Origin of the sequence: Nonomuraea helvata (genome assembly GCF_039535785.1) — a bacterium.
GTDB lineage: Bacteria > Actinomycetota > Actinomycetes > Streptosporangiales > Streptosporangiaceae > Nonomuraea > Nonomuraea helvata.
The window spans coordinates 1-25265 of the sequence record NZ_BAAAXV010000002.1; the positions used below are offsets into that span (position 1 = coordinate 1).

The 25265-nt window shown below is 68.8% G+C and carries 24 protein-coding genes and 2 pseudogenes; 16 read left to right on the plus strand and 10 right to left on the minus strand.

What is annotated here, in order from left to right; all coding sequences use genetic code 11:
- Window positions 1-317, minus strand: a pseudogene (locus tag ABD830_RS15805) (hypothetical protein); the annotation flags it as partial.
- Between the two features lie 360 nt (window positions 318-677).
- Complete coding sequence (locus tag ABD830_RS15810; RefSeq protein WP_344987708.1) at window positions 678-1199, minus strand: ATP-binding protein; 522 nt, start codon at window positions 1197-1199, stop codon at window positions 678-680.
- A 170-nt stretch (window positions 1200-1369) separates the two neighbouring features.
- Between ABD830_RS15810 and ABD830_RS15815 the strand changes: the two genes are divergently transcribed.
- The 5 genes from ABD830_RS15815 (at window position 1370) to ABD830_RS15835 (ending at window position 5183) form a co-directional block, all read left to right on the plus strand.
- Window positions 1370-1696, plus strand: coding sequence for a hypothetical protein (locus tag ABD830_RS15815; RefSeq protein WP_344987710.1), 327 nt, complete (start codon window positions 1370-1372; stop codon window positions 1694-1696).
- Window positions 1697-1937: 241 nt separating this feature from the next.
- Window positions 1938-2522, plus strand: a complete 585-nt coding sequence (locus tag ABD830_RS15820; RefSeq protein WP_344987712.1) for an NADPH-dependent FMN reductase — start codon at window positions 1938-1940, stop codon at window positions 2520-2522.
- On the plus strand, window positions 2519-3991 hold the full coding sequence (locus ABD830_RS15825; RefSeq protein ID WP_344987714.1) for a DHA2 family efflux MFS transporter permease subunit: 1473 nt from the start codon (window positions 2519-2521) through the stop codon (window positions 3989-3991). Before ABD830_RS15820 ends, ABD830_RS15825 begins: the two co-directional genes overlap by 4 nt.
- Window positions 3988-4398 (plus strand): MerR family transcriptional regulator, encoded by a 411-nt coding sequence (locus ABD830_RS15830; protein WP_344987716.1) that lies wholly within the window; start codon window positions 3988-3990, stop codon window positions 4396-4398. Before ABD830_RS15825 ends, ABD830_RS15830 begins: the two co-directional genes overlap by 4 nt.
- A gap of 35 nt (window positions 4399-4433) precedes the next feature.
- Complete coding sequence (locus tag ABD830_RS15835) at window positions 4434-5183, plus strand: SDR family oxidoreductase (protein ID WP_344987718.1); 750 nt, start codon at window positions 4434-4436, stop codon at window positions 5181-5183.
- Between the two features lie 10 nt (window positions 5184-5193).
- Here the strand turns inward: ABD830_RS15835 and ABD830_RS15840 are convergent, their stop codons facing one another.
- A complete protein-coding gene (locus ABD830_RS15840) occupies window positions 5194-5784 on the minus strand; it encodes a TetR/AcrR family transcriptional regulator (RefSeq protein ID WP_344987720.1) in 591 nt (196 codons plus the stop codon).
- A gap of 211 nt (window positions 5785-5995) precedes the next feature.
- Here ABD830_RS15840 and ABD830_RS15845 point away from each other — a divergent pair, with 211 nt between their 5' ends.
- The gene (locus ABD830_RS15845) at window positions 5996-6937 is read left to right on the plus strand and encodes an alpha/beta hydrolase family protein (RefSeq protein WP_344987721.1); all 942 of its coding nucleotides are present in this window, start codon (window positions 5996-5998) and stop codon (window positions 6935-6937) included.
- Between the two features lie 16 nt (window positions 6938-6953).
- Here the strand turns inward: ABD830_RS15845 and ABD830_RS15850 are convergent, their stop codons facing one another.
- Window positions 6954-7424, minus strand: a complete 471-nt coding sequence (locus ABD830_RS15850) for a MarR family winged helix-turn-helix transcriptional regulator (protein WP_344987722.1) — start codon at window positions 7422-7424, stop codon at window positions 6954-6956.
- Window positions 7425-7521: 97 nt separating this feature from the next.
- Between ABD830_RS15850 and ABD830_RS15855 the strand changes: the two genes are divergently transcribed.
- The 4 genes from ABD830_RS15855 (at window position 7522) to ABD830_RS15870 (ending at window position 10161) form a co-directional block, all read left to right on the plus strand.
- Window positions 7522-8067 (plus strand): YceI family protein, encoded by a 546-nt coding sequence (locus ABD830_RS15855; RefSeq protein ID WP_344987723.1) that lies wholly within the window; start codon window positions 7522-7524, stop codon window positions 8065-8067.
- A gap of 19 nt (window positions 8068-8086) precedes the next feature.
- Entirely contained in the window at window positions 8087-9115 is a 1029-nt protein-coding gene (locus ABD830_RS15860) for an SGNH/GDSL hydrolase family protein (RefSeq protein WP_344987725.1), read from the plus strand.
- Window positions 9116-9350: 235 nt separating this feature from the next.
- Window positions 9351-9803 (plus strand): VOC family protein, encoded by a 453-nt coding sequence (locus ABD830_RS15865; RefSeq protein ID WP_344987727.1) that lies wholly within the window; start codon window positions 9351-9353, stop codon window positions 9801-9803.
- 127 nt (window positions 9804-9930) lie between these two features.
- Entirely contained in the window at window positions 9931-10161 is a 231-nt protein-coding gene (locus tag ABD830_RS15870) for an SDR family oxidoreductase (protein WP_344988700.1), read from the plus strand.
- A gap of 479 nt (window positions 10162-10640) precedes the next feature.
- On the opposite strand, the pseudogene ABD830_RS15875 reads toward ABD830_RS15870, so the two are convergent.
- A pseudogene (locus tag ABD830_RS15875) lies at window positions 10641-11012 on the minus strand (class I SAM-dependent methyltransferase); the annotation flags it as partial.
- A gap of 63 nt (window positions 11013-11075) precedes the next feature.
- Here ABD830_RS15875 and ABD830_RS15880 point away from each other — a divergent pair.
- The gene (locus ABD830_RS15880; RefSeq protein ID WP_344987729.1) at window positions 11076-11678 is read left to right on the plus strand and encodes a TetR/AcrR family transcriptional regulator; all 603 of its coding nucleotides are present in this window, start codon (window positions 11076-11078) and stop codon (window positions 11676-11678) included.
- A gap of 120 nt (window positions 11679-11798) precedes the next feature.
- Here ABD830_RS15880 and ABD830_RS15885 read toward each other — a convergent pair whose 3' ends face one another.
- Window positions 11799-12200 (minus strand): hypothetical protein, encoded by a 402-nt coding sequence (locus ABD830_RS15885; protein ID WP_344987731.1) that lies wholly within the window; start codon window positions 12198-12200, stop codon window positions 11799-11801.
- A 50-nt stretch (window positions 12201-12250) separates the two neighbouring features.
- On the minus strand, window positions 12251-12682 hold the full coding sequence (locus ABD830_RS15890; protein ID WP_344987733.1) for a hypothetical protein: 432 nt from the start codon (window positions 12680-12682) through the stop codon (window positions 12251-12253).
- A gap of 257 nt (window positions 12683-12939) precedes the next feature.
- Between ABD830_RS15890 and ABD830_RS15895 the strand changes: the two genes are divergently transcribed.
- Together ABD830_RS15895 and ABD830_RS15900 are read left to right on the plus strand one after the other, a co-directional pair.
- Complete coding sequence (locus ABD830_RS15895) at window positions 12940-13992, plus strand: hypothetical protein (RefSeq protein WP_344987735.1); 1053 nt, start codon at window positions 12940-12942, stop codon at window positions 13990-13992.
- Window positions 13993-14001: 9 nt separating this feature from the next.
- A complete protein-coding gene (locus tag ABD830_RS15900) occupies window positions 14002-14394 on the plus strand; it encodes a hypothetical protein (protein WP_344987737.1) in 393 nt (130 codons plus the stop codon).
- Here the strand turns inward: ABD830_RS15900 and ABD830_RS15905 are convergent.
- On the minus strand, window positions 14360-15004 hold the full coding sequence (locus ABD830_RS15905; protein WP_344987739.1) for a pentapeptide repeat-containing protein: 645 nt from the start codon (window positions 15002-15004) through the stop codon (window positions 14360-14362). The genes ABD830_RS15900 and ABD830_RS15905 overlap by 35 nt on opposite strands.
- Window positions 15005-15484, minus strand: coding sequence for a MarR family winged helix-turn-helix transcriptional regulator (locus ABD830_RS15910; protein ID WP_344987741.1), 480 nt, complete (start codon window positions 15482-15484; stop codon window positions 15005-15007).
- Between the two features lie 72 nt (window positions 15485-15556).
- Between ABD830_RS15910 and ABD830_RS15915 the strand changes: the two genes are divergently transcribed.
- Window positions 15557-16831: an MFS transporter gene (locus ABD830_RS15915; protein WP_344987743.1), complete on the plus strand. Its 1275-nt coding sequence runs from the start codon at window positions 15557-15559 to the stop codon at window positions 16829-16831.
- A 357-nt stretch (window positions 16832-17188) separates the two neighbouring features.
- Window positions 17189-18463, plus strand: a complete 1275-nt coding sequence (locus tag ABD830_RS15920) for a glycosyl hydrolase family 28-related protein (protein WP_344987745.1) — start codon at window positions 17189-17191, stop codon at window positions 18461-18463.
- Between the two features lie 198 nt (window positions 18464-18661).
- Here ABD830_RS15920 and ABD830_RS15925 read toward each other — a convergent pair whose 3' ends face one another.
- Window positions 18662-19564, minus strand: coding sequence for a TolB-like translocation protein (locus ABD830_RS15925; protein WP_344987747.1), 903 nt, complete (start codon window positions 19562-19564; stop codon window positions 18662-18664).
- A 139-nt stretch (window positions 19565-19703) separates the two neighbouring features.
- On the opposite strand from ABD830_RS15925, the gene ABD830_RS15930 reads away from it, so the two are divergent.
- Complete coding sequence (locus ABD830_RS15930) at window positions 19704-25265, plus strand: VWD domain-containing protein (protein WP_344987749.1); 5562 nt, start codon at window positions 19704-19706, stop codon at window positions 25263-25265.

A 25265-nucleotide genomic window follows, 5' to 3' on the forward strand; every position in this document is an offset into this window, starting at 1 on the left:
CTGGAGCGGGACGGCGTCAGGGCCTGTGGGGCGGTCAGGTCGTAGACGCGGCGGGCGTTCCCCGCGCCCACCATGGCCGCCACCCGCGCCGCCTGGCCCGCCGACCATTCCCCGTCGGCCACGAACTCGCCCAGGACCCGCGCCAGCGCCCGGAGCCACGGCGTCGCGCCGAGATGGTGCAGCTCGGCCGGACCCCACACGTCCGAAGAACAGCAGAGCTTGGCGAACGGCGCCACCTCCAGGCTCTGCGCCACCACGGGCCTCCCACCGGGCACCTCCCAGCAGGCGCCGGGCTTCAAGGAGGCGCCGCTCGTCAATCAGGTCACGCACCCTTTGCCAGTGGCGTCCCGAGCGGCGCGGCTGAGGGTGCGGGCGAGTGTCGTCTTCCCAGCGCCGGACGGGCCCACGAACAGACCGGCATTCCACCGCCGCTCCTCCACCGGGAGCACGGCCGACCCGGAATTCGTTAGCTTCTCCTCCAGCGGCACGTCGAACATGCCCTGAAGCTGGAGAACCGGGCGGTGCGGCGTACGGGGGTGGCGAGCGTGATGTCCGCGCGCACGGCGGCTCCCTTCCAGGATAAGGGGTCACGATCCCGTCACTCGGCATTCGGGTTGCCCGCCCGCAGATGACACCGTGGTGCTGGGCTGAGCTGGGCCCCTGGATGCGTGCGGACCTCAGCTCTTGACGGCCTCCGCGATCTGCAGGGCGACCTCGGCGGGCGTGAGGTGCGTGGTGTCGACGACCTCGGCCTCGCCGTGCAGCCACGTGCGGGCCGCCTCGGCGTAGGGCTCGAGGTACTCGAGGCGGAACGAGGAGGGGCCAAGAACAGTGTCCCCCTCGATGCGCTCGCGCAGGGTGTCCTGGTCAGCGTGGAGGACGAAGTGCCTCACCGGGATGGCATGGTGGGCGAGGCCCGTGCTGATCTCGCGCCAGTACTGCTCGACCAGGACCGTCATAGGGATCACCAGAGTGCCGCCGATGTAGTCGAGCACGCGGCGGGCGGTCTCGACCACGAGCGGCCGCCACGGCGGCCAGTGCTGGAAATTGCCCATCGAGGGCAGCCTTGGCGTGATGTCCATGAGTGTCTCGCCGACCTTCTCGGCGTCGAACACCCGTGAATCCGGAATCAGCGGCTGCACGAGCGCACTGGTCGTCGTCTTGCCTGCCCCATGGGTGCCGTTGAGCCATACGATCACGGGATCCGATGCTAGCGCTGTGCGGGCCGAGGAACGGGCACGGCAGAAATCCACAAACTCTGGGTGCCCTGACATATGTCCGGCCGATGTCCTGTCGTTGTCCTGGTCCGCCCTCGGCGGGGACGGCAAGAATTTATTCACGAAGAAAGCCGAGCGTGTACAGGTCGAGCATGGACAGGAAGGAGCTTCAACATGACCATCGGCAAGAGGATCGCAGTAGTGGCTTCGGCGTTCGCCGTCGCGGTATCGCTCTGACGGCACCGGCCCAAGCGGCATCCGCGCCGCCCAACCTGCCGCCGGCGGCGATCCCGCCGCCCCAGTGCATTCCGCAGAGCCAGTACGACCAGCCGTACGAATGGGAATACCAGCTCACCAAAACCCTGGGCAAGGACGGCCACGGCTTCCGTACCCACATGTTTGCCATTTACTATGCGCCCTCCAACGTATACACCCCTCTCAACGAGAGTGACGTGCAGCGTGAAGTTCTGAGATCGTAGAAATGCCGGAGGACATGTCGTTGTCGTCGATACGACATGTCTGGACGGCGTTCGGCCGTCGACACCCCGACGGCAAGCCCACCTGGGCTCCACCTGCCTACGCCGCACTGCGACGCCTCCTCGCAGCGGCCCACCGCCGATCCACCGCACACCCACGCGTCGGAAACGGACGATGCGATTATGGCCGGTGGTCGCCGATCGACTTGAGTTCGCCTATAGGCGAATATCTAGCGTCGACACCATGACAGAAGACAACGTCAATGGCCGGCTCCGGATCGCCGTGGTGATCGGGAGCGTGCGCAGGCCCAGACTGGCCGATCCGCTCGCCGCGTGGCTGGAGCGCGAGCTCACCGCGATCGACTGGCTCGACCTCGACATGATCGACCTGGCCTCGGTCTCGCTGCCGATGCACGAGATGCAGCCGGGCGGGGCGGCTGCGTCCCCGATCGCGGGTCGGCTCGCGGGCGCCGACGGATTCGTGTTCCTCGTACCGGAGTACAACCACAGCTTCCCGGCGCCGGTGAAGAACGCGATCGACTGGCACTTCACCGAGTGGGCGTACAAGCCGGTCGCGTTCGTCGGATACGGCGCTTCCGGCGGCATCAGGGCCGTCGAGCAGCTGCGGGTGATCTTCCCGGAGCTGCGGGCCACAACTGTCCGCGAGTCGGTCCTGCTGCCGATGGCGTGGGAGCGCCTTGACGCCGACGGCCGTTTTCTTCCTCCGCCGGGCACGGTGCAGGCGCTGCACGTGATGATGAACGAGCTGCGTACGTGGGCGCGCGCGTTGCGCCCCCATCGGGTCACAGATCTGGCCGGTCGGGCATGACCGGACTGACAGGACCGGAACTGCGCACCGCCACCGTGCTGGCGTGCGGCGGATTGATGGCGGTGCTGGATGCCACGATCGTCGTGGTGGCCCTGCCGCAGCTGATGGCGACGTTCGGTACGTCGTTGACCGCCGCCCAGTGGATCATCACCGCGTACACGCTCGCGATGGTCGCGACGATGCCGCTCGCCGCCGGCCTTGCCGCACGATGGGGAGCCCGTCGCGTGTACCTGGGGGCGCTGGCCGGTTTCGCGATCGCCTCCGCCGCCGCCGGCGCGGCGGACAGCCTGGGCTGGCTGATCGCCGCGCGAGCGGCGCAGGGCCTCAGCGGCGGCCTGATGACACCGCTCGGGATGGCGATCGGGTTCGGCGCGGTGGCGCCCGAACGCCGCAGCCGGATGCTGGCGGTCGCCGGCCTGCCGATGCTCATCGGACCGATCCTGGGCCCGGTACTCGGCGCGTTGCTCCTGGGCACCGGGTCGTGGCGGGCGCTGTTCTTCATCACTGTGCCGCTGGCGCTGGTGGGCATCGCGGGCACGCTGGCCTGGCTACCGGCCGATGCCGCACGCGGACGGCGGGTCCGGCTTGACCTGGCCGGAGCGATGCTGCTGGTCCCCGGCATTGTCGCCGTGGCCTACGGCGTCAGCGCCCAAGACGGCCCGGCCTGGGTGCGGATCGCCGCGGCTGCCATCGGCGCGGTGTCGGTCGCGGTCTTCTCGGCCCGGGCACTGACTCATCCTGAACCGCTGTTGCGGATCGGTCTCCTGCGGAATCCGACCTTCGGCCGGGGCGCCGCGATCCTCGCCCTCTATGCGGCTCCCTACTTCGGCTCGGCTCTGCTGATGCCTGCCTATGTACAGGTGCTCCGCTCCGACAGCGCATCGGTCACGGCCGCGTTGACGATCCCCGGCGCGGTCGGCATGGGCATCAGCCTGCAGATCGCTGCCCGGCTCCTGGACCGGCTCGGTCCCCGGCTGGTCGTCGGCACCGGGCTCGGCCTCGCGATCGGCTCCGGCCTCGTCCAGGTGGTCATCCTCCGGCCGGACACCCCGTACCTGGTGCTCGGCCTGCTCGGATTCCTCCAAGGAGCGGGCACAGGCGCGATCATGATGCCGACGATGTCCAGTTCCAGCCGCGATCTCGACGTTCCCGACCTGGCCTCGGGCTCCGCGCTCCTGTCGCTGGTGACCACGATCGCCAACGGTATGGGCACCGCGGCGGTCAGTGCGCTGTTCACGGTCCTGACCGCTGCGATGACCGGCGGCGGGTCGCTCGCGGCACTGCCAGGCCTGGGAGCGGCGGCACGTGCCGCCGACGCGGCCGCCATCGTGGGCTCCCAGCGGTTGGCCCAGGCGACGGCCCTCGTCGTGATGTCGCTTGCCCTGGTCGTGTGCGTGCGCTCCCCCCGCCGGGCCCCGGCGATACTGGACCGGCAAGAGTCGCCAGCGAACGCGGGACGGGTGCCATGACCACCACCGAGCATTCCGGCCACGACGCGAGTCAGGCCTCACTCACGGTCGGGCAGGTGGCCAGGGCCGCTGGGGTGACGGCCAACGCCGTCCGCTTCTACGAGCGCTACGGCGTGATCAACGGTTACCGGAGCAGCGGCAACGCCCGCCGCTTCACCGTCGACGCGATCTGCCGGATCAGGCTCGCACTCGCCGCGCAACGCGTGGGAATCACCCTCAAGGAGAGCGCCGACATCCTCGCCGGCATCCCGCCCCTCTCACGCGATCTCGACCAGTGGGTCGCCGCGGGTGAAGAGCTCGTCCGGATGGGCCGCGCCCGCATCAGCCAGCTTCAAGCGACCGTGAACGAACTGGCCACCTTCGACTTTCTCCAGTCCGAAATCTCGGACCGCCGGCCTCGGACGTGACATCCCCCTCCGGCACCGATGAGCAGGAAGACATCATGCACAACCTTCATGGCAAGACCGCTCTCGTCACCGGCGCGAGCAGGGGCATCGGCCGGGCCATCGCCCTGCGCCTGGCCCATGACGGCGCCCGCGTCGCCGTCCACTACGGCGGCAACGAGCAAGCCGCCAAGGAGACCGTCGCCGCGATCGAGGCGGCCGGTGGGCAGGCCTTCTGCCTGCAGGCCGAACTGGGCACTCCCGGCGACGCCGAACGCCTGTGGGCCGCCTTCGACACGTGCGCCGACGGGCTGGACATCCTGGTCAACAACGCGGGCATCCTCAACGACGAGCCCGGCATCGAGCACGTGACCAGGCAGCAGTTCGAGCGGATCTTCGCGGTCAACGCCACCGCCCCGTTCTTCATCACCCAGCTCGCGCTGCCACGGCTGCGCGACGGCGGCCGGATCGTCAACATCTCCACGATGCTGACCCGCGGCTCGGCGATGCCCCGATCCATCAGTTACGCCATGTCCAAGGGCGCGCTCGACGTGCTCACCTCGACGCTCGCCAAGCAGCTCGGACCACGCGCGATCACTGTCAACACCGTGGCGCCCGGCGTCATCGACACCGACATGCACCAGGGCAGGCTCGTCGGGGACGCGCTGGCCTGGCTGTCGTCGCTGTCACCCCTGGGCCGCGTGGGCACCCCCGAGGACGTCGCCGGCGCGGTGGCTTTCCTGGCCTCCGACGACAGCCGCTGGGTGACCGGCCACTGGCTGGACGCCTCAGGAGGAACCCTGCTGTGACGAGGTCGAATCATTGCGGCAGACGCAGTCCTGCGATGAGGAGTTCGACCAGTCGACGTGCGTTGTAGCGGGGATCGCTCTCCGCACCTATGCAGAGGTTCCCGACGCCGCGCATGAGCTCGTAGGCCTCCAGGCCGGGGCGGATCTCGCCCGCACCGGCCGCGGCCTCGAGCAATTGGGTGCAGACAGGTACGAGGCGGTCGAGAAAATAGGCGTGCAGCGCGTCGAAACCGGCGTCTTTGGACTGCAGCACGGCGGCGAGCCCGTGTTTGGTGACCAGGAAGTCGACGAACTGGTTGATCCATTGCTGGAGCGCGGCGTAAGGGGTCGCGCTGCCCGCCAGCAGGGCTGGGCCGGCCTCGGCGCAGGCCTCCACCTGGTGCCGGTAGACGGCGATGATGAGATCCGCTCGCGTCGGGAAGTGGCGGTAGATCGTAGCCGTCCCGACCCCGGCCTTGGCGGCGATGTCGCGGATCGGCGCTTCCACGCCTGACGCCACGAAGATCGCGGCGGCCGCGTCGAGCAGAGTCTCCTTGTTGCGCCGGGCGTCCGCCCGTTTGGGCTGGGCCACGCGTCCTGCGCCGCGGTCGCCGTCGTTCATCGCGCCGTTTCCTCCGCTACCCGGGATTGCTAAACGGGACAATGTCCCGTATCGTCAAAACGGGACACGGTCCCGTTTATTCATCATGCCAGATCAGGGGCCGATGACCAAGCCCTGCACGGCCACCACGCTCCATCCGCAACAGCCGAACCACCGCGGTGCCACTGCTTGCCGGCCGGCCACCCGCAGAAACTGAAACGAAGGCACTTCCATGTCGAACTCGACCATCGCGAACACGCAGAAGTTCGCGAATGCACCCACCACGATCGTCTCCGCGAAGCCGGTCGTCCTGTCCGCCCCGGACCGCGGCGAGGACCTCCAGGTCCGCGTGTCCGCCCCCGCGACCGGCGGCGACCTGCCCGTCATCGTCTTCTCCCACGGCGTCGGCTGGTCGATGGACGGCTACGCCCCCCTGGCCGACTTCTGGGCCGCCCGCGGCTTCGTGGTCGTGCAGCCCACCCACCTCGACTCGAGGACGCTCGGCCTCCCTGCCGACGATCCCCGTACGCCGCGCATCTGGCGCTTCCGCGTCGAGGACCTCAAGCGTGTCCTCGACGAGCTCGACCAGCTGGAAGCTTCCGTGCCGGGCCTCAAGGGGCGCCTGGACCGCCACCGCATCGCCGTGGCCGGCCACTCCTGGGGAGCCCAGACGGCGAGCACGCTGCTGGGCGCGCGCGTCCTCGACTCCGACGGCGTTCCCGGGGAAGACCTGTCCGACCCGCGGGTCAAGGCGGGCGTGCTGTTCGCCGTGCCCGGCCGGGGCGACGACCTGACTCCGTTCGCGGCCGAGCACCTCCCCTTCATGAAGCCGTCCTTCGACCACATGGCCGCGCCGGCGCTCATCGTCGCCGGGGACCACGACCAGTCCGCGCTGTCCACCCGGGGGCCGGACTGGTTCACCGACCCCTACTTCCTCAGCCCGGGAAGCAAGAGCCTGCTCACGCTGTTCGGCGCGGAGCACTCGCTCGGCGGCATCCCCGGGTACGAGGTCGCGGAGACGACGGACGAAAGCCCCGAACGCGTCGCCCTGATCCAGCAGCTCACCTGGGCGTACCTGCGCAGCGCCCTCTACCCCGGAGACACCAGCTGGCAGGCGGCGAGCTCCGCGCTGGAGGAGGACTCCCAGCCGCTGGGCAAGCTGCAGAGCAAGTAAGCGAGTCCGCTCCCTGTCAGCCGGTACGGTCCCGGTCCCGCTCGGTCAGGTGGTCGAGCAGGACCTGGCTGATGTCGGCGAGTTGCCGCAGTTGTTCCGGAGTGAGCAGGTCGATCAGGTGCTCGCGGACGCCGGCCACGTGCCGAGGGGCGGCGGCGCGGAGCGCGGCGAGTCCGTCGTCGGTGAGCACGGCCAGCCAGCCGCGCCGGTCGTCGGCGTAGTGGTCCCGGCGTACCCAGCCCTTCTGTTCGAGCTTGTTCACGGCGTGCGAGATGCGGCTGGGCTTGGAGTTGGTCCAGTGCGCCAGTTCGCTCATGCGCATGGTGCGCTGGGGCGCCTCCGACAGCAGGACGAGCAGTTCGTAGTAGGTGGGCGGCATGTCGGCCGCGGCCAGCAGGTCGCGTTCGAGGCGGTCGGTCAGCAGGCGGGTGGCCAGCCCGAAGGTCCGCCAGGCGTGCTGTTCGTCGTCGGTGAGCCATCGCGTCATGAAAGGGATCGTACTTGAAAGTTGCGCACTGAAATAAATCTATGTACTGTCGTGCCGAATCTTCCAGTGCTGAAATACATCGGAACGGAGCACGACCATGTACCCCAGCGAGCTCACCGGCGCCTACACCCTCGACCCGGCCCACAGCCGCTTCGGCTTCGTCGCCCGCCACGCGATGGTGACCAAGGTGCGCGGCAGCATCCCCGCCCGCGAGGCCACCGCCCACCTGGACGCCGCCGACCCCGCCGCCTCCACCGTCCACGTGGTGCTGGACGTGGCCGGCATCCAGACCGGCAACCAGCTCCGCGACGACCATCTGCGCACCGGCGACTTCCTCGACGCCGCCGCCCACCCGACGATCACCTTCACCTCGACCGAGATCAAGCACCTTGACGGCGACAGCTTCGACGTCACCGGACAGCTCACCATCCGCGGCGTCACCCGCCGGATCACCATCCCCCTCGACTACACCGGCACCGCGGTCGACGCCCAGGGCCTGACCCGGGTCGGCTTCGAGGGCAGCACCGCGATCAATCGCAAGGACTTCGGCATGACCTACAACGCCGTCCTGGAGACCGGCGGCGTGATGATCTCCGACAAGATCGCGCTCGAGTTCGACGTGTCCGCCGTCAAGACCGCCTGACCCCCTCTGAAAGCACATCATGCGTGAGCTCGCCATCCCGGCCCTGACCGCAGCCCTCGCCCTGACCTCGGCCGCCACCGCCACCCCCGCCCAGGCTTCCGCGCGGCAGTGGGCGACGGCCTGGGCCACCGCCGCCCAGCCGGCCACCCCCAGCACCTCCTGGTACGGCCCCAACTGGCAGCGGCGCGCCGTCATCCCACCCGGTCGGGAACGCCTCAGCGATCCCATGCCTCTCCCCGTCCGCCCCCTGGACAAGCTCGCCGTGACCCTGCGTTTCACCGGCCCCACCGGCCCGGTCACGTTCCACCACTTCGCCCAGGCCACCTCCTACCGCGCCCGCGGCGACCACCTGGCCGACACCACCGGCGGCGCCTTCACCGACACCGGCAACTCCTGGTATTACCTGACCGGTGTGGAGGTCACCGGTCCGCGCGCCACCGGCACCGTGGCCGCCTTCGGCGACTCCCTCACCGACGGCGTCGGCTCCGCCGTCGGCGCCGACAACCGCTACCCCGACCAGCTCGCCGAGCGCCTGACCGGGCGCGGCCTGGGCGTGGTCAACGCCGGGATCGGCGGCAACCGCCTGCTGACGGACTCTCCCGAGTACGGCACCGCCGGCCTGGCCCGCTTACGCCGCGACGTCCTGGAGCGGCCCGGCGTCCGTACCGTCATCATCATGGACGGCATCAACGACCTGGCCGAATGGAACGGACCCCACCAGGCGGACGCCCGCCGGATCATCGACGGCCACAAGGAACTGATCCGGGCCGCCCACGCCAGAGGCATCAAGGCCATCGGCGCCACCCTCACGCCCATCAAGGGCTCGGCCCTGGCCTACTCCCCCGCCGCCGAGGCCGTACGCGACCGGGTCAACCACTGGATCCGCACCAGCGGTGCCTACGACCACGTCGCCGACTTCGACGCCGTCGTCCGGCAGCCCGCCGACTCCGACTCCCTGCGCCCTGAGTACGACTCGGGCGACGGCATCCACCTCAACGACGCCGGCTACGACGCCATCGCCCAAGCCGTCGACCCCGACGCCCTGTGACGCCCCCAGCCTCTCCGGTCGTCCCGGTGCTGTTACGGCTGTTCCTTGAGGGTCAGGGGAAGGCGGAGACGGCCGGATCAAGCTGAGAAGGCGTGGCGATGACGGTTGTTTCCGGGAGGCTGGTGCTGTGCGGGGTCTCGATGGGCGTCATCTACTCCTCCCGTTTGAACCCGGGCGCTGCGTGCAGAAGACGTGACGGCATATGCGGAAATCGATCACAAGGAGGAAGGTTCGGTTGACCGATCAGGACAACAGGCCCACGTTGTGCCAGGTGGTGCTCGACTGCACCGACGCCAGGGCCTTGGCGGAGTTCTACCGTTCCCTGCTGGGCCTGGTCTACCGACCCGGCGATGAGCCGCCCGACGTGGGAGGCGACGACGAGCGGGGCCGCGACTGGCTGGTGCTGAGGACGCCGGACGGCGCTCCGCACCTGGCCTTTCAACAGGTTGACCGGCTACCTGAAGCAACCTGGCCGGACGACCGGGTGCCCCAGCAGTTGCACTTGGACCTGACCGTGACGTCGGTCGAGAACTTGGCGGCACAGCACGAACGCGTCCTGCGCCTCGGCGGCCGGCTGCTGCTGGACCGTATGGACGACGCCGAGGAGCCACTGCGTGTGTACGCCGACCCGGCTGGACACCCGTTCTGCATCTTCGTTTCCCAACGCGGCGCGACTCATGTCCCGTGACCCGTGACCCACCAAGGGCGGCCGTCAGCGGGTGAAAAGGGCGCGGTGCAGCATTTCCCGTACGCGTTTGTGGCGGCTGTCGCGCTGGGCGGTGTCCTTGGTGTTGACGGCGGCCTCGCCCATGGAGATGGCGAGCATCAGGTCGTCGACGTCGACGACGGGTTGGACGAGGCCGGCCGCGCGGCCGCGGTCGAGGAGAGGTCCGAAGCAGGCCGCGTTCCTGGAGCACGTCCCCACCACCCGGCTGGGCCGTCCGGGCGACCTGGCCGCGGTCGTCGCCTTCCTGCTGTCCGACGACGCCGAATGGATCAACGGCCAGGTGTGGGCCATCGACGGCGGCGCCAACATGCGCGCCTGACCGGCGACGTCGACCGAGCGGCGGCGGATCAAGAGGCGCCGACGCGTACGGCGGTGGCCGCCAGAGTGGTGTAGTGCATCGTGAAGCGGCCCCCCCAGAGCGTCGATGGCACCTCCGACCGCGCCCAGTATCTCGGCCAGCTGGTCGGGACGGAGCTGGGTGAGAGCGCCGGTCGTGGGCAGCAGGTCCAGCCATTGGTCGCGCGTGTAGGACTGCTCCCAGTCGAATCGCCACTGCTCCGGCTCGGCGAACTGGCCGGTCTCGCAGATCTGGTCGGCGAACTTCGCGTACCCCGCCCGGTACAGGTCCAGCGGACGTCGAGCCGGCTGGTTGCCGAACGGCGAGTCGGGCGCCACCCGGCGGTAGGCGGCGGCGAACGGCTCGGCCACCTCGGCAGGCGGCTCGAATACGTGCCCGAAAATCGCCAGGCGCCCGTCCGGACGCAGCACCTGGGCCGCCTTCACAGCGCCGGCGACGGGGTCCACCCAGTGCCACGACTGGGCGGCGACCACCGCGTCGAACCTGCAGCCGGCCGGCTGCCAGGCTTCGAAGGTCGCCACCTCGACGTGCAGGCCGCGGGCCTGCGCGAACTCGGCCATCCGCGCATCCGGCTCGATCCCGAGCACGGCGCAGCCGGCGGCCTGGAACTGGCGGGCCGCGATGCCGGTGCCGCAGCCGACGTCCAGCACGTCGGGTCCTGGGCTCCCGGCGACGATACGCGCCACCAAGGCGTCGGGGTAAGCGGGTCGGGCCTGGTCGTAGCGTTGCGCGTCCGTGCCGAACGACTCGGCCATCCGCCGGGCCTGATGCAGCTGCGCTGGTTCTGGTTGCTCTCGCGGTAGAGTGGGCATGCGTTCACCTTAGTGGGCAAGCGCCCACTAAGCAACGCCTGCCGGACGAGAGAGGATCAGTAAGTGCCAACTGGGGTGCACCTTCGCGACGCCCGACAGCAACTGTTCGACGCCGCCGAACGCGTGCTGCTGCGGGACGGCCCGAACGGGCTGACCAGCCGGGCCGTCACCGACGAGGCCGGCTGCGCCAAAGGCGTCCTGCACCGGCACTTCCCCGACTTCGACGCCTTCCTCACCGAGCTCGTACTCGACCGCGCCGCACAGCTCGAGACCCAGGCACGTGCGCTGCACGAGGCCGCCGGCACCGGCACGGTGGCCGACAACATCACCGGCGCACTGACCACCCTGTTCGGACCGGTCCCGGTGGCGATCATCCCGCTCATCACTTTCCGGGACGAGCTGCGCGCACGGCTGCGGCAAGCCAGGCCCGGAGGCGGCATCGCGATCCTCGCCCAGGTCGCGACCGCGGTCTCCACCTACCTGTCCGACGAGCGCGAACTCGGCCGCATCGCGGCCGACGCCGACATCGAGTCACTCACCCTCTCCCTGGTCGGAGGCGGGCACCTGCTGTTCGCGGACCGCCACCAAGACCCTCCGACCACGGCCACCGTCCACAAACTCGTGACCACCGTGCTCGCCGACGTCGTGCAACGGCGGCTGCTCTGAGCTTGGCCCGTGATCGCGGTCACTGGTCCGTGGTGCTCGCAGGAGCGGGCGAGAACCGCTGCTCAGCAGTGCCCGCCCGCCCTGGTTCATGCGTTCTGATGCCGGTTCAGGCCGGCAGGGTCAGCATCTGCGCAGGCCGTACCTGCCGGGGTCGGCGTCGAAGGCGCTGGGCGTGTGCACCACGGAGGCCGGCACGTACCCGAAGTTGCCGAACCTGTCACCGACGGTTCCGTACCAGGTGGTGTTGCCGCCCGGATGGAGTTCTCCCTGCGCCCAGCAGGTGAACCAGCTCTGCGTGGTGTCGAGGTAGTCCACCGCGTCGACGGGCCGGGGCCCGTGGAACACGGGGGCTCCGCCGTCGTTGCCGCAGTACAGCCTTCCGTCGTGCGGGTCGACTCCGCAGGCGGCGGAGGAGGCAGTGGCTGTGGCAGTGGCTGTGGCAGTGGCATCGGCTGGGGCGAGCCCGAGCAGGGCGAATGCCGCGATGGCGATGGTCGTGGAGATGGCTTGGTGCTTGTTCATCTGTGGTGCCTCATTCGGTGTCGTTCTCGGGGATGCGGATCGTGCGGGCGTCACGGTCCGACGAGGTCGTAGTCGGCCGAGGTGCACTCGCGCAGTCCCGGCGCGGGGTCATGCGCGGTGGCCACGTGGACGGCGGGCAGGAAGCCCCAGCCGCGGTAGGGCGGCACCGCCTCGTCGCCCGCGGCGAGGTACCAGATGCTGTTGCCGCCGGCGTGCGGGCCGCCCTCGACCCAGCACTGGAACCAGCTGAAGCCGCTCTTCAGCACGCCGGTCTCCGCGGTCTGGTACGAGGCGTCGTAGGACAGGGTGACGTTGGGGGTGTTGCGGCAGTAGAGCCTGCCGTCGCTGCGGACCCCGCATTCCTCGGCCGTCGTGGCCGCCAGAGCCGTGGTGGTGGCGGCCCCGGGGGTCCCGGCGCCCCAAAGGGCACTGGACAGGACCGCGGTCAGCAGCGCGCCGGCCGCGCGATTGCGGATCGTCATGGTGGTGGTCTGCCTTTCTGTTGCGACAGGTGCGGCGGGTTCGCCGCGTCGAGAGTCAGCGAAGCCCGGTGTGCGAGGTGTCCAACAGGGGCGCGGACGGACTCGTCCGCAATCGAGCCATCCGATGGCCAGACCTGGACGGCAGGCCGCCATTGCCGGCACCCATCGGACGCGTTCCGTAATCACTTGTAAACTCTGCGCCAAGAGTCGGCCGTGAGGCGGAGCGGCCCGAGCGGAAAGGGCAAGAGCTGGGCGCGATGAGCGAGTATCCGGAAGGTGGCAAGGGTTCCGGCGCCGTCAGGCAGGCGCCCCCATCCCAGCTGGAGTCCGTGACCTGTCACGAGGATCTGGTGAAGTTGCTGGCCGAGCAGTTCGCGCGGGCCGACACTTCACTGCGGGAGCTGCAGCTGCGGGCGGACAAGGCAGGCGGGACCCGCCTGCCGCGGGCGACGTGCGCGGACATGCTGGCCGGCCGGCGCTTCCCCAAGAAGGCGTTGATGGTGGCCTTCCTGCGGGCATGCCAGGTGCCCGAGGGTCAGCTTCCGGCCTGGGAACGGGCGTGGGAGCGCTTGCGCGTCAGCCGGATGCCCGCGGGGAGAGAGGAGGATCGCCGGATCGAACCTCCCGGCGGCGCGGCGCCTGCCGCCCAGACGGCCGGGCCGGGCCGGTCGGGGCCGACCGGCGTCCTCAGACGGGGCCCGCGTCGAGCCGTCGTGTCGGCCGTACTGACCGTGCTGGCAGCAGCACTGACCGTGAGCGTCATCATCGATCAGCTGGCGGCACCGCAACGCGATGCGCCCGACCGTTCTGGCAGCTCTGTGGATCCCGGCCACGTCGTAAGCGACGACGGCCGTGCGTTCGGCCCCCGCGGGTCGAGCCGGTTCACGGTGTCCGTCGATCCCGCCAACACCGGTGTACGCCTGATCCGCCGCCTGGACGTAGGCGTCGCCTGGCAACACGCCACCATCACCGTGAACGGCGAACCGGCCGGGGCGTGGCGTGGGCTGCCCGGCGACAGCACCTACAAGTGGAGGGACCAGGTCGTCGAACTCCCGCGAGCCCTGACCGCGGGCCGGCGCTCTCTCACCATCGTCAACAGGTTCGTCTCCTCCTCCTTGGGCTTCAACGAGTTCCGCTACGTCGTCGAGCAGAGGGTCAACGGAGCCTGGTCGACCGCCGACACGGTCGACGTCGGCCCCCACCACGCCGCCAGCGAAGCCGCGCACGACTACCGCATCGCCGGGGAGGGCTGGACCGGTCCCCAGACATTCACCTATCCACCGCGCGAGGAGGACTGGAGAGTCGAATGAGCAAGAACCATGGGTGTTCTGGTCGATTACTTCGCTGCGGACTCTGAGCAGGTGGCCCGGCAGGCATTGTCCGGCGGGCCGGGAGCCGTGAACCTGCCGTATGTCGACTGCAAGGGCTGGCTTGACGAGCTCGACACCATGGTCGCTGAGATCAGCGGGCGTGACCTCAGCGAGTTCGGCGACAGCGAGGTCGTCGTGGACGACGGTGAAGCGGCGGGCGTGGAGCGGATCACGCCGGAGACGGTCGCCGCGCTCGCCGAGGTGGACGATGCGCGGTTGCGCGAATATGCCGAGGGCGAACTGCTCGAGGAGTACGAGGTCGAACGCATCACCGCCTTGCGGGACCTGGCCCGCCAGGCGAGGCGGCTCAATCAGGGGATGTATCGCTGGTCGTGCGCCTGAACGCGTCGAACAGCTCTTCCCGGAGGGCGGGCGGCAGCTTGCGGCCCATGTGCGCCGGGCTCACGAGCGCCTGGTCATCGTTCCATTCGCGTGCCGTGCCGACGAGGAACTCCAGCGCGGAGCGGACCTCCTTGCGGTGCCGCTCGTCCGCCCAGCCGTCCACCAACGACAGCACCGACCTTGCCCGTTCGGTGATCCGATCGAGAAGCACGTAGCCGGGCAGGCCGGGAAAGCGCTGGGCCCGCAGGTCGATGTGGCGGAAGGCGACGTAGTCGAGCTCGGCTTCGAAGGTGGCCGTCTGCCCCCGTAGCCGGGACCCGTCGAACACGCATCGTTCGAACCGCACGTTGCCGAAGGAGGTCTGCTCCGCGAAGCGGGTGCGGCGGAAGGTGCAGTTGCGGTAGACCGTCTGCGGCCATGTGGCGCCGTCCCACTGCTGTCCGCCGATGCCCGTGCCGGTGCTGCCCATCAATGGCTGCTCGAAGGCGGTGCCGGAGAAGTCGCATCCGTCGAACTCGCTGCCGTAGGCGTTGAAGCCGACGAACCGCGTCTCGGTGAAGTCCACGTTCACCAGCCGTGCCCGGTCGAAGATCACAGCGGAGTCTCGCATTCAGACGCGGGCAGATTGGCCCGCGACGTGGGCACGGAGCCGGTCGAGCATGTCGAGCAGGGCACTCCGTTCGGCGTCATCCAGGATGCCGAAGGTGAGTTCGGCGTGCGCGGCGTGCAGTGCCTTGATCTCGCCGAGATGTTCATGGCCCTTGGCGGTGATCTCGAGCCGGGTGGACCTTCGGTCGTCGGGATCGTCGCACCGACGCAGCAGGCCCTCGTCCTCCAGACCGTCCACCAGGGACGTGATCGATCTGCCGGTGATGCCCAGCCGGTCCTTCAGCTCGCCCATCCGCGGCGTGCCCGCTTCGTCGACTGCGAGCATCAGCAGAACCCTGGACGTGGACCAGCCGCGTTGCAGGTAGGGCTGTCCGGCGAACCGCCGCAGCGCATGCGTGGTGCGCATGAGCGCCTCAGCCAGCTCCGCTCCTGACGGGGATGCCTCCTGCCGGGGAGGTGCCGACGCTTTCTCGCTTGACACCCTCTCAGGATACAGACAATCCTGATATACGTAATTGAAACTATCCGGCTTGTAACTATTTCAGGAGACTGGATGAACACGAGCAGAACGAGCACGGCGTCCACAGTGAAGGTGGGGCCGTGGCAGAGCCGCAACTACCGGTTACAGATCGCGAGCGCGGTCATATCGGCGCTGGGCACAGCCGCCGCACCGGTCGCGAGCGCGTTCGCGATCCTCGACACGGGCGGCTCGGGCACCGCAGTCGGCTTGGTGTCCGCGGCGGGCACGGTGCCCGCGGTGCTGTTCTTCGTGATCGGGGGCGTCGTGGCCGACCGGCTGCCACGACACCTGGTCATCGTCGTCGCGAACCTGGTCAGCGCGCTCGCACAGGCGCTGTTCGCGCTGGTGGTTCTCACCCATACGGTCAAGCTCTGGCAGCTGGTGATCTTCGCCGCCGTCAACGGACTCGCCATCGCCTTCCGTATGCCCGCCACCGAGGGGCTGCTGATGCGCAGCGTCGACCGGGCGCACGCGAGCAAGGCATTCGCCATCTTCCGGACCGGCCTCAACGGCGCCCAGGTCGCCGGTGCCGCACTCGGCGGCGTTCTGGTCGCGGGCTTTGGTCCGGGCTGGGTGCTCGCCCTCGACGCGGCCACCTTCCTGCTCGCATCCGTGGTCGGCGTGCGGATGCAGGTCGAAGGGCGGCTGCGTAAGCGTGCGGGTCTGGTCACCGAGCTGCGCGAAGGCTGGACCGAGTTCACCGGGCGACGGTGGCTGTGGAGCGTGGTGGCGCAGTTCGCCGTCGTGAACGCAGTCGGCGTCGGGGCCTTCGCGGTGCTCGGCGCGTTGGCCGCCGACCGGCAGTTCGACGGGGCGCGCGACTGGGGGTTCATCCTCTCCTGTGACGCGATCGGCATGATTGTCGGTGGCCTGCTGATGGTGCGGCTGCGGCCGCAGCGGCTGCTGGTCTCCGGCACTTCCGGGGCCCTGCTGCTGGCGCTGCCGCTCGCAGCGTTCGCGGCCGGGGCGCCGCTCCTGGTGGTCTGCGCGGCGTCTCTGCTCGCCGGGATCGGCGTGGAGATCTTCAGCGTCAACTGGATGACCACGCTCAGGCAGGAAGTGCCGCACGAGAAGTTCTCGCGCATCGCGGCCTACGAGGCACTCGGCTCCTTCGGGCTCACCCCGCTGGGAGCAGCCGCCGCCGGCCCCGCTGCGGACCGACTCGGCCTCGATCGAACGCTGTGGTTCGCGACCGGAGCCATCGTGGCCGCGACCGCCCTGGTCCTCGCCGTCCCGGACGTACGGAAGATGAAGCGCGAACCAGACGACGACACGGCCGGACCCGGTGGGCCCCCGGGACCCCGATGACCGCCGGTCTTCGACAGAGCGCCAGGCCGCGGCCAATGTCACGGTGACAGCCCTCCGGGCCTTGGGTGAGGCGAGCAGTTCGGCGCTCTGCCGGGCGATCGTCCACAGCACCAGGTCGGGAGAGCCTTCGTCGTCCCAACCCCATGCCAGGCCGGTGGCCTGCTGGGGACCGCCTTTACATTGTAGATCAAAGCTGCTCGACCGATGCGGTCACCAGGCGGTGCCGGGGGTGGCGCAGAGCTGATTTAATCCTCAAGTTGATCTCTAGGAGGGGGCTGTGGCGTGACGGAGCCGAAGAGTCCGAGCATGGGGCGTAGGGCGTTGTGGGGCACCGCCGCAGGGCTGGCGGGTGCCGCCATGATCGCGAAGACCCCGTCTGCGGCGGCGGCGGAGACGGCCCCGCTGGACTGGTTCAATGTCAAGAACTACGGGGCGCTCGGCAACGGGGCCGATGACGACACCCCGAAGATCCAGGCCGCGATCGACGCAGCGGTGGCCGCTGGAGGCGGAACCGTGTACTTCCCCACGGGGGCGTACGCGGTCACCCCGACGGCCGACGGCCCGGCCCTGTCCATCGGCGGCAACGGAATCCGACTGGTCGGCGCGAGCAGCAAGGCCTCCACGCTGGTCAAGAAGGCGAACGGCATCCTGTTGCGCATGTCCGGAGCCCCTACCGACACGAGCGGGTCGAAACATCGGCGCTACTGTTCGATCGAAAACCTCGGGTTCAACGGCAATGGCAAGACCGGGTTGCTGCTCGAGCTTTACTACAATGACAACTCCTACTTTCGCGATGTTTTCATGTCGAGCAACAACGACCTGTGCATCGACGCCGTCGAGTTCTGGGACTCCAGGTTCTACAATCTGGTGATCGAGGAGAGCACCGGCACAGCGAACAGCACTACTCAGCCCAACGTGTGGCTTCGAAACTCCTCGGCCATGACCGGCTGGGGATACAGTGCCGACAACGTCAACCAGATCCATTTCATCGGATGCCGCATGGAGGCATTCGGCACCGGCGCCTTGTGGATCACCCAGGGCACCGCGAAGACCAATAATCCCAACGGGATCTATCTGACGGACTGCAAATTCGAGACCTCCAGGATGCAGGGCGGCCCTCATCTGAAGGTCGACGCGTCCTGCAGGCACGTCTATGCGTCCAACATCTATGCTTACGCGGGTGGTTTCGCCTCCGGGTATTCCACTGCGCAGAACATCATCGCCTGGGCGGGAAGCGCCGGCGCCCTGGAGAACGTGCTGATCGCCAACAACTCGTCGGCGGCGACGGTCAACTCCGGGATCGATCTCTACTCCGGCTCCGGCTCGACCGCCGTCCTGCGTAACGTCGTGGGGCGCTACTTAACAAAGCCGACCGGCAGTCACATTTACTACGAAGCCTCAAGCACCGGCGATTTCCGGGTGGAGAACTGCTATGCGAACATCGGAGGGCAGTCCGGCGGCACCATCCCCACCAAGAACCAGCCGAACCCGCCGCTGCGGATGGTCGCGGGCGCGGTCAGCGACGCCTCGTTCACGCACACCCCGGCCGACGGGACACTTGCGGTCGACTCGACCAACAGACGCCTCTACGTACGAGTAAACGGCAAGTGGCTGTCGACGGCGCTGAGTTAGCGGCGGCCGGTCGGAATCCTGCGGCCGGAGACGCGTCCGTCCGAGTCGGCGGCAGGACACCGGACTACGACGCCGGCGGCGTGGCGCTGCTTGAGCAGATCGCGGTGCCGGCGAGGGACGGTATCCGGACGCACGAGGAGCCGCAGCCGGCGCAAGACCTCGCGTGGTGACGACGACAGGAGCGCGGCCAGGATCGGGTCACCTGACGGCGGACGGGACGATGTCGATGGCCTCGATCGACACGGCGGCGCGGAAGGTAAGGAAGGGACGCTCGTCGGTGTCGTTCAGGTCGGTCGTGACGACCCGCTCGGGCGAAGATCCCGGACGCACGACCCGGCCACCGGCGATGGCGAGGTAGCCGCTGAAGTTTCGCCTGGTGAAGCGGCGCTCGCTTCCGGTCTGGACGTCGATCGCGATGAGGGGGCTGTCGTCGTCGGGCTCCGGGTAGACGATGAGTTCCCGGTCGGACATCCAGACGGAGTGCGCCCCGGGCAGGGCGACCCTATCCTCGTGGACGCCGATCACCTTGCCGGAGAGGTCGAGGACGACGGTGGTGATGACGTCGTCCAGCGTCAGATAGGTGACGGCGAGGAGCCGCCCGTCCGGGGACCAGCTGATGGCGTCTTCCTGCCAGTAGCCCTCGGCCGACCAGAGCGGCTGCCGGGCGCCGGTGGCGGTCTCGATCAGCACGATGCCGGCGATCTCGTCGCCCATGCCGGGGATTCCGGGTCCGTTCGACAGGTCGGCCAGGACGGCGATCCGGCTGCCGTCCGGCGAGAGCGCCGCCCGCACGAAATCGTCCGAGACGAACTCCTGCCGCGCTCCGGTGGCGAGCGCGTGCAGCACCACCCGCATGGGTCCGGCGCCGTCGTCCTGCCGCGACAGGAACACCAGCCGGGTCCCGTCGGACGACAGCGACACCGTATTGCGGGCGAGGTGGGCCGGGAGTCCCGGGACGGTCACGAACTCGTCGCTGTCGGCGTCCAGCACGAGCACGGCGTCCCGATCGAGGCCATGAGCCGCGACGACCATCCGAGCCGCCCGCACCGGCCGTGAAGCCGGCGCGTCGAATGCGATCTCCCACGACCGGTGGACGACCACGGTACCTCCCAAGAGCGGATCCGACCCGCAGCATAGTCAATGATCACGGAACGTGGTGATTCAAGATCTGCCGCAAGCCGATCTTCATGGTGTACGTTCCCCGCTGGATCTTTATGTCCCTTTTATCCGGGGTGAATGCATGCGGCGTCTCTGCGTAATCATGGTGGGCGTGCTCGTGGCGTCCTTATTAGGACCCGTCCACGAGACGTTAACGGCCAGAATGGCGGCGGCGGTGACCGCAGCCGCCGCCTGCCCCCCGAACAGCAACGACTGGTCGAACGCCGGCAGAGGCGAAAAACGCTGCGTGTTCAACAATATGTACGCCACCCGCCGCCGCATCAACAACGGCTTCTGCCTGACCGCCCGTCCGGCGCTCGGCACCTACATCTACCAGCAGCCCAACGAGTGCAGCGCCGGCGGCGGCATCGAGTCCATCGGGCAGGCGCGCGCCATCAAGTACCTGAACGACCACCTCGGCGTCCCGCCGCCCGCACAGCCCGGCGCGGTCATCAACCCGGACGTCCAGTGGGAGACGTACCTCAACAACGGCCGCGATCGGCCCGACATCGTCTACTACGACCGAATTGGCACCAGCTTCGCCGAGGTGGTCGAGGCCAAGGTCAAGGGCAACCCGGACTATGAGGGCTGGGGACGCCAGGTCGGCCGGTACGTCGCGGCGATCGCCGCCAACGGCGTCAACGGCGTCCGCGCCGGGTCGGTCCTCAACCGCTGGGGCGGGTACGAGGACTGGTTCCAGGTCTACGGCAAGGGAAAGACGTGCCCGCTCGGTGGCGGCGACAAGGGATACCAGCTGTCCACCTACAGAGCCACCTCGCCGGCCTCCGGCCTCCTGGACATCCGGGAGGTGAAGAAGGAGCGCAAGTGCGAGAGGCAGAAGGACCCGGCGGATCCCAACAGCCCGCCCGCCAAGATCCCGGCCGTGGACGAGGACGACGACGACTTCAAGTGGGAGCCCCCGGACTACCTTCTGCCGCTGATCAGGGGCATCCGGACCGTCGGTCCGACCACACTCGCCGAGGACATCGGCGCCTATGGCAGCGTCGAACTCGCCGCGGCCGAGCTGACCGCTGAGATCGAGCTGTTCCTCGCCAGCCAGGCGGGCAGGGCGTTCCTGATCGACGCCGGCTTCATCACGGTCGAGGCGGCGCTGGCGCTCGGCGTGGTGGCGCTGGTCGGCCTCATCCTGTGGTGGTATTTCACCCACCACGGCAGTCTGGTGAAGGGCGAACCGCACTTCACCACCCCGGACAACCTGGGCTACGACCTGCAGTCCGTCGGCGAGTTCATCCTCGCCCAGTCCGACAAGTGGAACCTGGAGATCCAGGGCCGGCTCAGCCCCGCCAGCGGCGGCAGGGACGTTTCGGTGATGTTCGACGCCGCGATGGAGGCGGGCGACCACCTGGTCGAGTTCCACGAGGACGACCTGTACATCGACAACCAGAAGCGCACGCTCGCGACCGGCCAGCTCCTCCACCTGGGCAAGAACGCGTTCATCCTGCGCAAGGACGACAAGTGGGCCGTCATGTTCGACGGCGTGGCCGGCCCTGCCCTGTCCTGGAGGAGGGGCGCCGCCAGCCTCTACATGCCGCCGACCCCCGACAGCGACCTCGTGGGACTGCTCGGCAACGCCGACGGCAACCCGAAGAACGACCTGCGTCTGCGGGACGGCACCCAGCTGCCCGCCAACGCCTCGCCGACCGTGCTGCACAGCAGCTTCGCCGACTCCTGGCGGATCGACGACAACGAGTCGCTGTTCACCTACGGTCCTGGCCAGAGCACCGCCACCTTCACGAACAAGCAGTTCCCGGCCAAGATCGTCTCGGTCGCCGATCTGACGCCCGAGCAGGTCCAGCTGGCGACCACGCAGTGCGAGGCGAACGGCGTCCCGGCGGGCCTCCAGTTCAACGACTGCATCCTGGACATCGCGCTCACGGCGGACACTTCGTTCGCGAAGGCCGCCGCCGAGCAGACGAAAGCCATCCTCGACCCGACGGCGCTGGCCGTCAACGAGGACGGGGACCTGGCGATCGACTTCCAGGGGGCGCTCAGCTCGAACGTGCGGCCGTCGCGGGTGTCGACCGATCCGGCGGTGAGCACGTTCGCCGGGCCGTTCAGCGGGACGGATTCGTACCGGTTCTACGCGCAGGCGCTACCGTCGCACAAGAGCGGGACGCTGAGCTTCGACCTGCTGGCCGTCGGCGACTGGGCGTCCGACTCCGACACCGAGACGGTCCAGGTCGAGACCGACCGCGGCACCCCGTACACGATCACGCCGAGTACGCTGACGCCCGCCGCGACCGGGAACCTGGCGACGGGCCTGCCGTGGGCCAAGTACCGGATCACGATGCCGGTCACCCACAACAAGAGCCAGATCGAGTTCAAGACCACGGCCACCGGGGTGGCGGGCATCTCGAACCAGGCGCTCGGCATCGACAACGTCAACCTCGACCTGGACGTCACGCCGCCGCAGACGTTCACGGTGTCGCTGCCGTTCACGGCCTCGGACGGCGTCCCGGCCGCGGGAGCGGGCAATCTGGAGAGCGAGGTCGCGCGCGACGAGTACCAGTTCACGCTGGGCCAGCCGGGTTCGATCTTCGTTGACGCGCAGGAGTGCCCGGGGCTCTGGTTCAACTGGGAGCTGTTCAACGCCGCGGGCGCGAGCGTCGCCTCCAACTCTCTGTGCGGTGGCAAGCGTCTCGACGGCCTCGCGGCGGGCGCGTACCGGCTACGCGTTTCACCGCACGAGGACGAGTTCGGCGCCTACAAGCTCAGCGTGAGCACGATCGCGCCCGACGTCGTCAAGACCGCGGCGATCGGCGGGCCGAAGGTGTCGCTGGCGACCACACAGCCGGGCCAGTACGGCACCTGGACGTTCGCCGGAACAGCCGGCCAGAAGGTCTCCTTCGAGTTCACCGACGGCACCCTGAGTTCGAGCACCGACGCCACCCTGCGGGTGAAGCGACCCGACGGGGCCGTCCTGGCGTCGCAGAGCTGCGGCAAGACCTGCTTCATCGACACCGAGACCCTGCCTGTCACCGGCACCTACTCGGTGGTGTGGGATCCGAAGGACGCCAAGACCGGCTCGCTCGCGCTGCAGCTGTTCGAGGTGACCGACCTCACCGGGACGGTCGCGCTCGGAGCGCCCTCCACACTGACGAGCACGGTTCCCGGACAGGACGCGTACTGGTCGTTCGCCGGTAAGGCCGGGCAGCAGATCGCGTTCGGGGTCAGCGGGCTGACCAGTTCCGCCTACGCCTCGGTCCGCAAACCGGACGGAACGCCGCTGTACGGCTCCACCTACTGCTCGACGGCCTGCGCCTTCAACACCGTCGCGCTTCCCGCGGACGGCACCTACACGATCGTCGTCGATCCGACCGCCGCGCGGCCGGGGCCGATGACGGCAGGGGTGATCGCGGGCGATGTCACCGGCTCCCTGACCGTCGGCGGTGCACCGGTCAAGCTGACCACCGCCGGGCCGGGGCAGAACGCCATCTGGTCGTTCACCGGGACGGCCGGTCAGCGCATCGCGTTCGCCCTGACGGGCGGGACGTGGGACAACAACGGTTACGCACGCGCGTCGGTGCGCAATCCCGACGGATCGGACCTGTTCAAGCCGACCTACTGCCAGCCGTCGTGCACGTTCGACACGGTCACCCTGCCGGTGACCGGGACCTACACGGTGGTCGCCGACCCGTACGGGGCGGCCGTGGGCTCGATCTCCGCGCAGGTCACCGCGGGCGACGTCACCGGCTCCCTGACCGCCGGCGGCGCACCGGTCAAGCTGACCACCACCGGGCCGGGGCAGAACGCCACCTGGTCGTACGCCGGGACGGCCGGTCAGCGCATCGCGTTCGCCCTGACGGGCGGGACGTGGGACAACAACGGTTACGCACGCGCGTCGGTGCGCAATCCCGACGGATCGGACCTGTTCAAGCCGACCTACTGCCAGCCGTCGTGCGCGTTCGACACCTCCACGCTGCCGGTGACCGGAACGTACACGGTGGTCGCCGACCCGTATGGAACGGCCGTGGGCTCGATCTCGGCGCAGGTCGTCGCGGGCGACGTCACCGGGACGCTCACGCCGGGCGGCGCCGCGGTCAAGCTGACCACCACCGATCCGGGGCAGAACCCGACCTGGTCGTTGGCAGGAAAGTCCGGGCAGCGGATCTCGATCACGATCTCGGGCGGAACGTTCACCAGCGCGCAGGCGTCGGTGCTCGGACCGGACGGCTCGGTCTTCCTGCCGAAGAAGTCCTGCTCCACCTCTTGCTTCTTCGATGCGACCGTACTGCCGGCGGACGGCACCTACCAGGTGGTGGTCGACCCGTCCGGCATCTACACCGGCTCGGCCTCCGCCCAGGCGAACCTCGTGGCGCAGGACGTGGCGGCGCAGGTCACCGTCGGTGGGGGGGCGTCCACGCTGACGACCACGATCGCCGGGCAGCACGGTGTGTGGACGTTCGCCGGCACCGAGGGCCAGCAGGTGTCGTTCAACTTCACCGGTTCGACGTTCACCTCAAGCTCGGACGTCAAGGTCAAGGTCAGGAAGCCGGATGGCACCGACCTGGTCGCCGACACCCGCTGCGGCGTCAACTGCCTGCTCGAGCCGACCGTGCTGCCGGTGACCGGTACCTACACGGTCGAGCTCAACCCGCAGAACGCCAAGACGGGTTCGCTGGCCCTGCAGCTCTACACGGTGACTCACCTGACCGGCAGCCTCATCGTCGGAGGCGCCGCGTCCAGCCTCACGACCACGACGCCGGGCCAGAACGGAACCTGGTCCTTCACCGGCACCTCGGGCCAGCTCGTCTCGTTCAACTTCACGGATGCGAATTTCGCCAGTACGACCGGCGCTCGGGTGTCGGTGAAGAAGCCTGACGGCACCGTACTGGTGGCGGCCACCTACTGCGGCCGCAACTGCTTCCTGGAACCGATTGCTCTCCCGGTCGCGGGTACCTACACGGTGGAATTCGACCCGCAGGATGGGAACGTCGGAAAGCTGACCGCTCAGCTCTACTCGATCACCCACCTGACCGGCAACGTCACCGTCGGAGGCGCCGCATCCAGCCTCACGACCACCACGCCGGGCCAGAACGGAACCTGGTCCTTCAGCGGCACCTCGGGCCGGCTCGTCTCGTTCAACTTCACCGACGCCACCTTCGCCAACAGCACCGGCGCCCAGGTGACGGTGAAGAAGCCTGACGGCACCGTACTGGTGGCGGCCACCTACTGCGGCCGCAACTGCTTCCTCGACCCGGTGGCCCTTCCGGCCACAGGCACCTACACCGTCGAATTCAACCCGCGAGACGAACAGGTCGGCAAGCTGACGCTGAAGACCTATTTGGTCGCCGACCTCTCTCCGGTGAGCATCACCATCGGTGGTGCCACCTCGACCCTGACCACCACGACCCCAGGCCAGAACGGAACCTGGACCTTCAACGGCACCGCCAACCAGAAGGTGACCTTCACCTTCACCAACTCCAGTTTCGGCAGCTCCGTCGACGCCCAGGTATCGGTGAAGAAGCCCGACGGCACCGCATTGGGCTCCCCCACCTATTGCGGCCGCAACTGCACCATCTCCGCGACGACTCTGCCCGCCACGGGCACCTACACCATCCTCTTCGACCCCAAGGCCGAAAAGACCGGCGCCCTGACCGTCAAACTCGCGCCGGCGAGCTAG

What these genes read in the sequence shown, in the direction of transcription:
- ABD830_RS15920 (WP_344987745.1), top strand. Translation starts at nt 17,189, where the DNA reads ATGATCGCGAAGACCCCGTCTGCGGCGGCGGCGGAGACGGCCCCGCTG.
- ABD830_RS15845 (WP_344987721.1), top strand. Translation starts at nt 5,996, where the DNA reads ATGTCGAACTCGACCATCGCGAACACGCAGAAGTTCGCGAATGCACCC.
- ABD830_RS15895 (WP_344987735.1), top strand. Translation starts at nt 12,940, where the DNA reads ATGAGCGAGTATCCGGAAGGTGGCAAGGGTTCCGGCGCCGTCAGGCAG.
- ABD830_RS15900 (WP_344987737.1), top strand. Translation starts at nt 14,002, where the DNA reads ATGGGTGTTCTGGTCGATTACTTCGCTGCGGACTCTGAGCAGGTGGCC.
- ABD830_RS15815 (WP_344987710.1), top strand. Translation starts at nt 1,370, where the DNA reads ATGGACAGGAAGGAGCTTCAACATGACCATCGGCAAGAGGATCGCAGT.
- ABD830_RS15830 (WP_344987716.1), top strand. Translation starts at nt 3,988, where the DNA reads ATGACCACCACCGAGCATTCCGGCCACGACGCGAGTCAGGCCTCACTC.
- ABD830_RS15870 (WP_344988700.1), top strand. Translation starts at nt 9,931, where the DNA reads ATGGCGAGCATCAGGTCGTCGACGTCGACGACGGGTTGGACGAGGCCG.
- ABD830_RS15860 (WP_344987725.1), top strand. Translation starts at nt 8,087, where the DNA reads ATGCGTGAGCTCGCCATCCCGGCCCTGACCGCAGCCCTCGCCCTGACC.
- ABD830_RS15885 (WP_344987731.1), bottom strand. Translation starts at nt 12,200, where the DNA reads ATGAACAAGCACCAAGCCATCTCCACGACCATCGCCATCGCGGCATTC.
- ABD830_RS15915 (WP_344987743.1), top strand. Translation starts at nt 15,557, where the DNA reads ATGAACACGAGCAGAACGAGCACGGCGTCCACAGTGAAGGTGGGGCCG.
- ABD830_RS15855 (WP_344987723.1), top strand. Translation starts at nt 7,522, where the DNA reads ATGTACCCCAGCGAGCTCACCGGCGCCTACACCCTCGACCCGGCCCAC.
- ABD830_RS15850 (WP_344987722.1), bottom strand. Translation starts at nt 7,424, where the DNA reads ATGACGCGATGGCTCACCGACGACGAACAGCACGCCTGGCGGACCTTC.
- ABD830_RS15840 (WP_344987720.1), bottom strand. Translation starts at nt 5,784, where the DNA reads ATGAACGACGGCGACCGCGGCGCAGGACGCGTGGCCCAGCCCAAACGG.
- ABD830_RS15905 (WP_344987739.1), bottom strand. Translation starts at nt 15,004, where the DNA reads ATGCGAGACTCCGCTGTGATCTTCGACCGGGCACGGCTGGTGAACGTG.
- ABD830_RS15835 (WP_344987718.1), top strand. Translation starts at nt 4,434, where the DNA reads ATGCACAACCTTCATGGCAAGACCGCTCTCGTCACCGGCGCGAGCAGG.
- ABD830_RS15820 (WP_344987712.1), top strand. Translation starts at nt 1,938, where the DNA reads ATGACAGAAGACAACGTCAATGGCCGGCTCCGGATCGCCGTGGTGATC.
- ABD830_RS15825 (WP_344987714.1), top strand. Translation starts at nt 2,519, where the DNA reads ATGACCGGACTGACAGGACCGGAACTGCGCACCGCCACCGTGCTGGCG.
- ABD830_RS15930 (WP_344987749.1), top strand. Translation starts at nt 19,704, where the DNA reads ATGCGGCGTCTCTGCGTAATCATGGTGGGCGTGCTCGTGGCGTCCTTA.
- ABD830_RS15890 (WP_344987733.1), bottom strand. Translation starts at nt 12,682, where the DNA reads ATGACGATCCGCAATCGCGCGGCCGGCGCGCTGCTGACCGCGGTCCTG.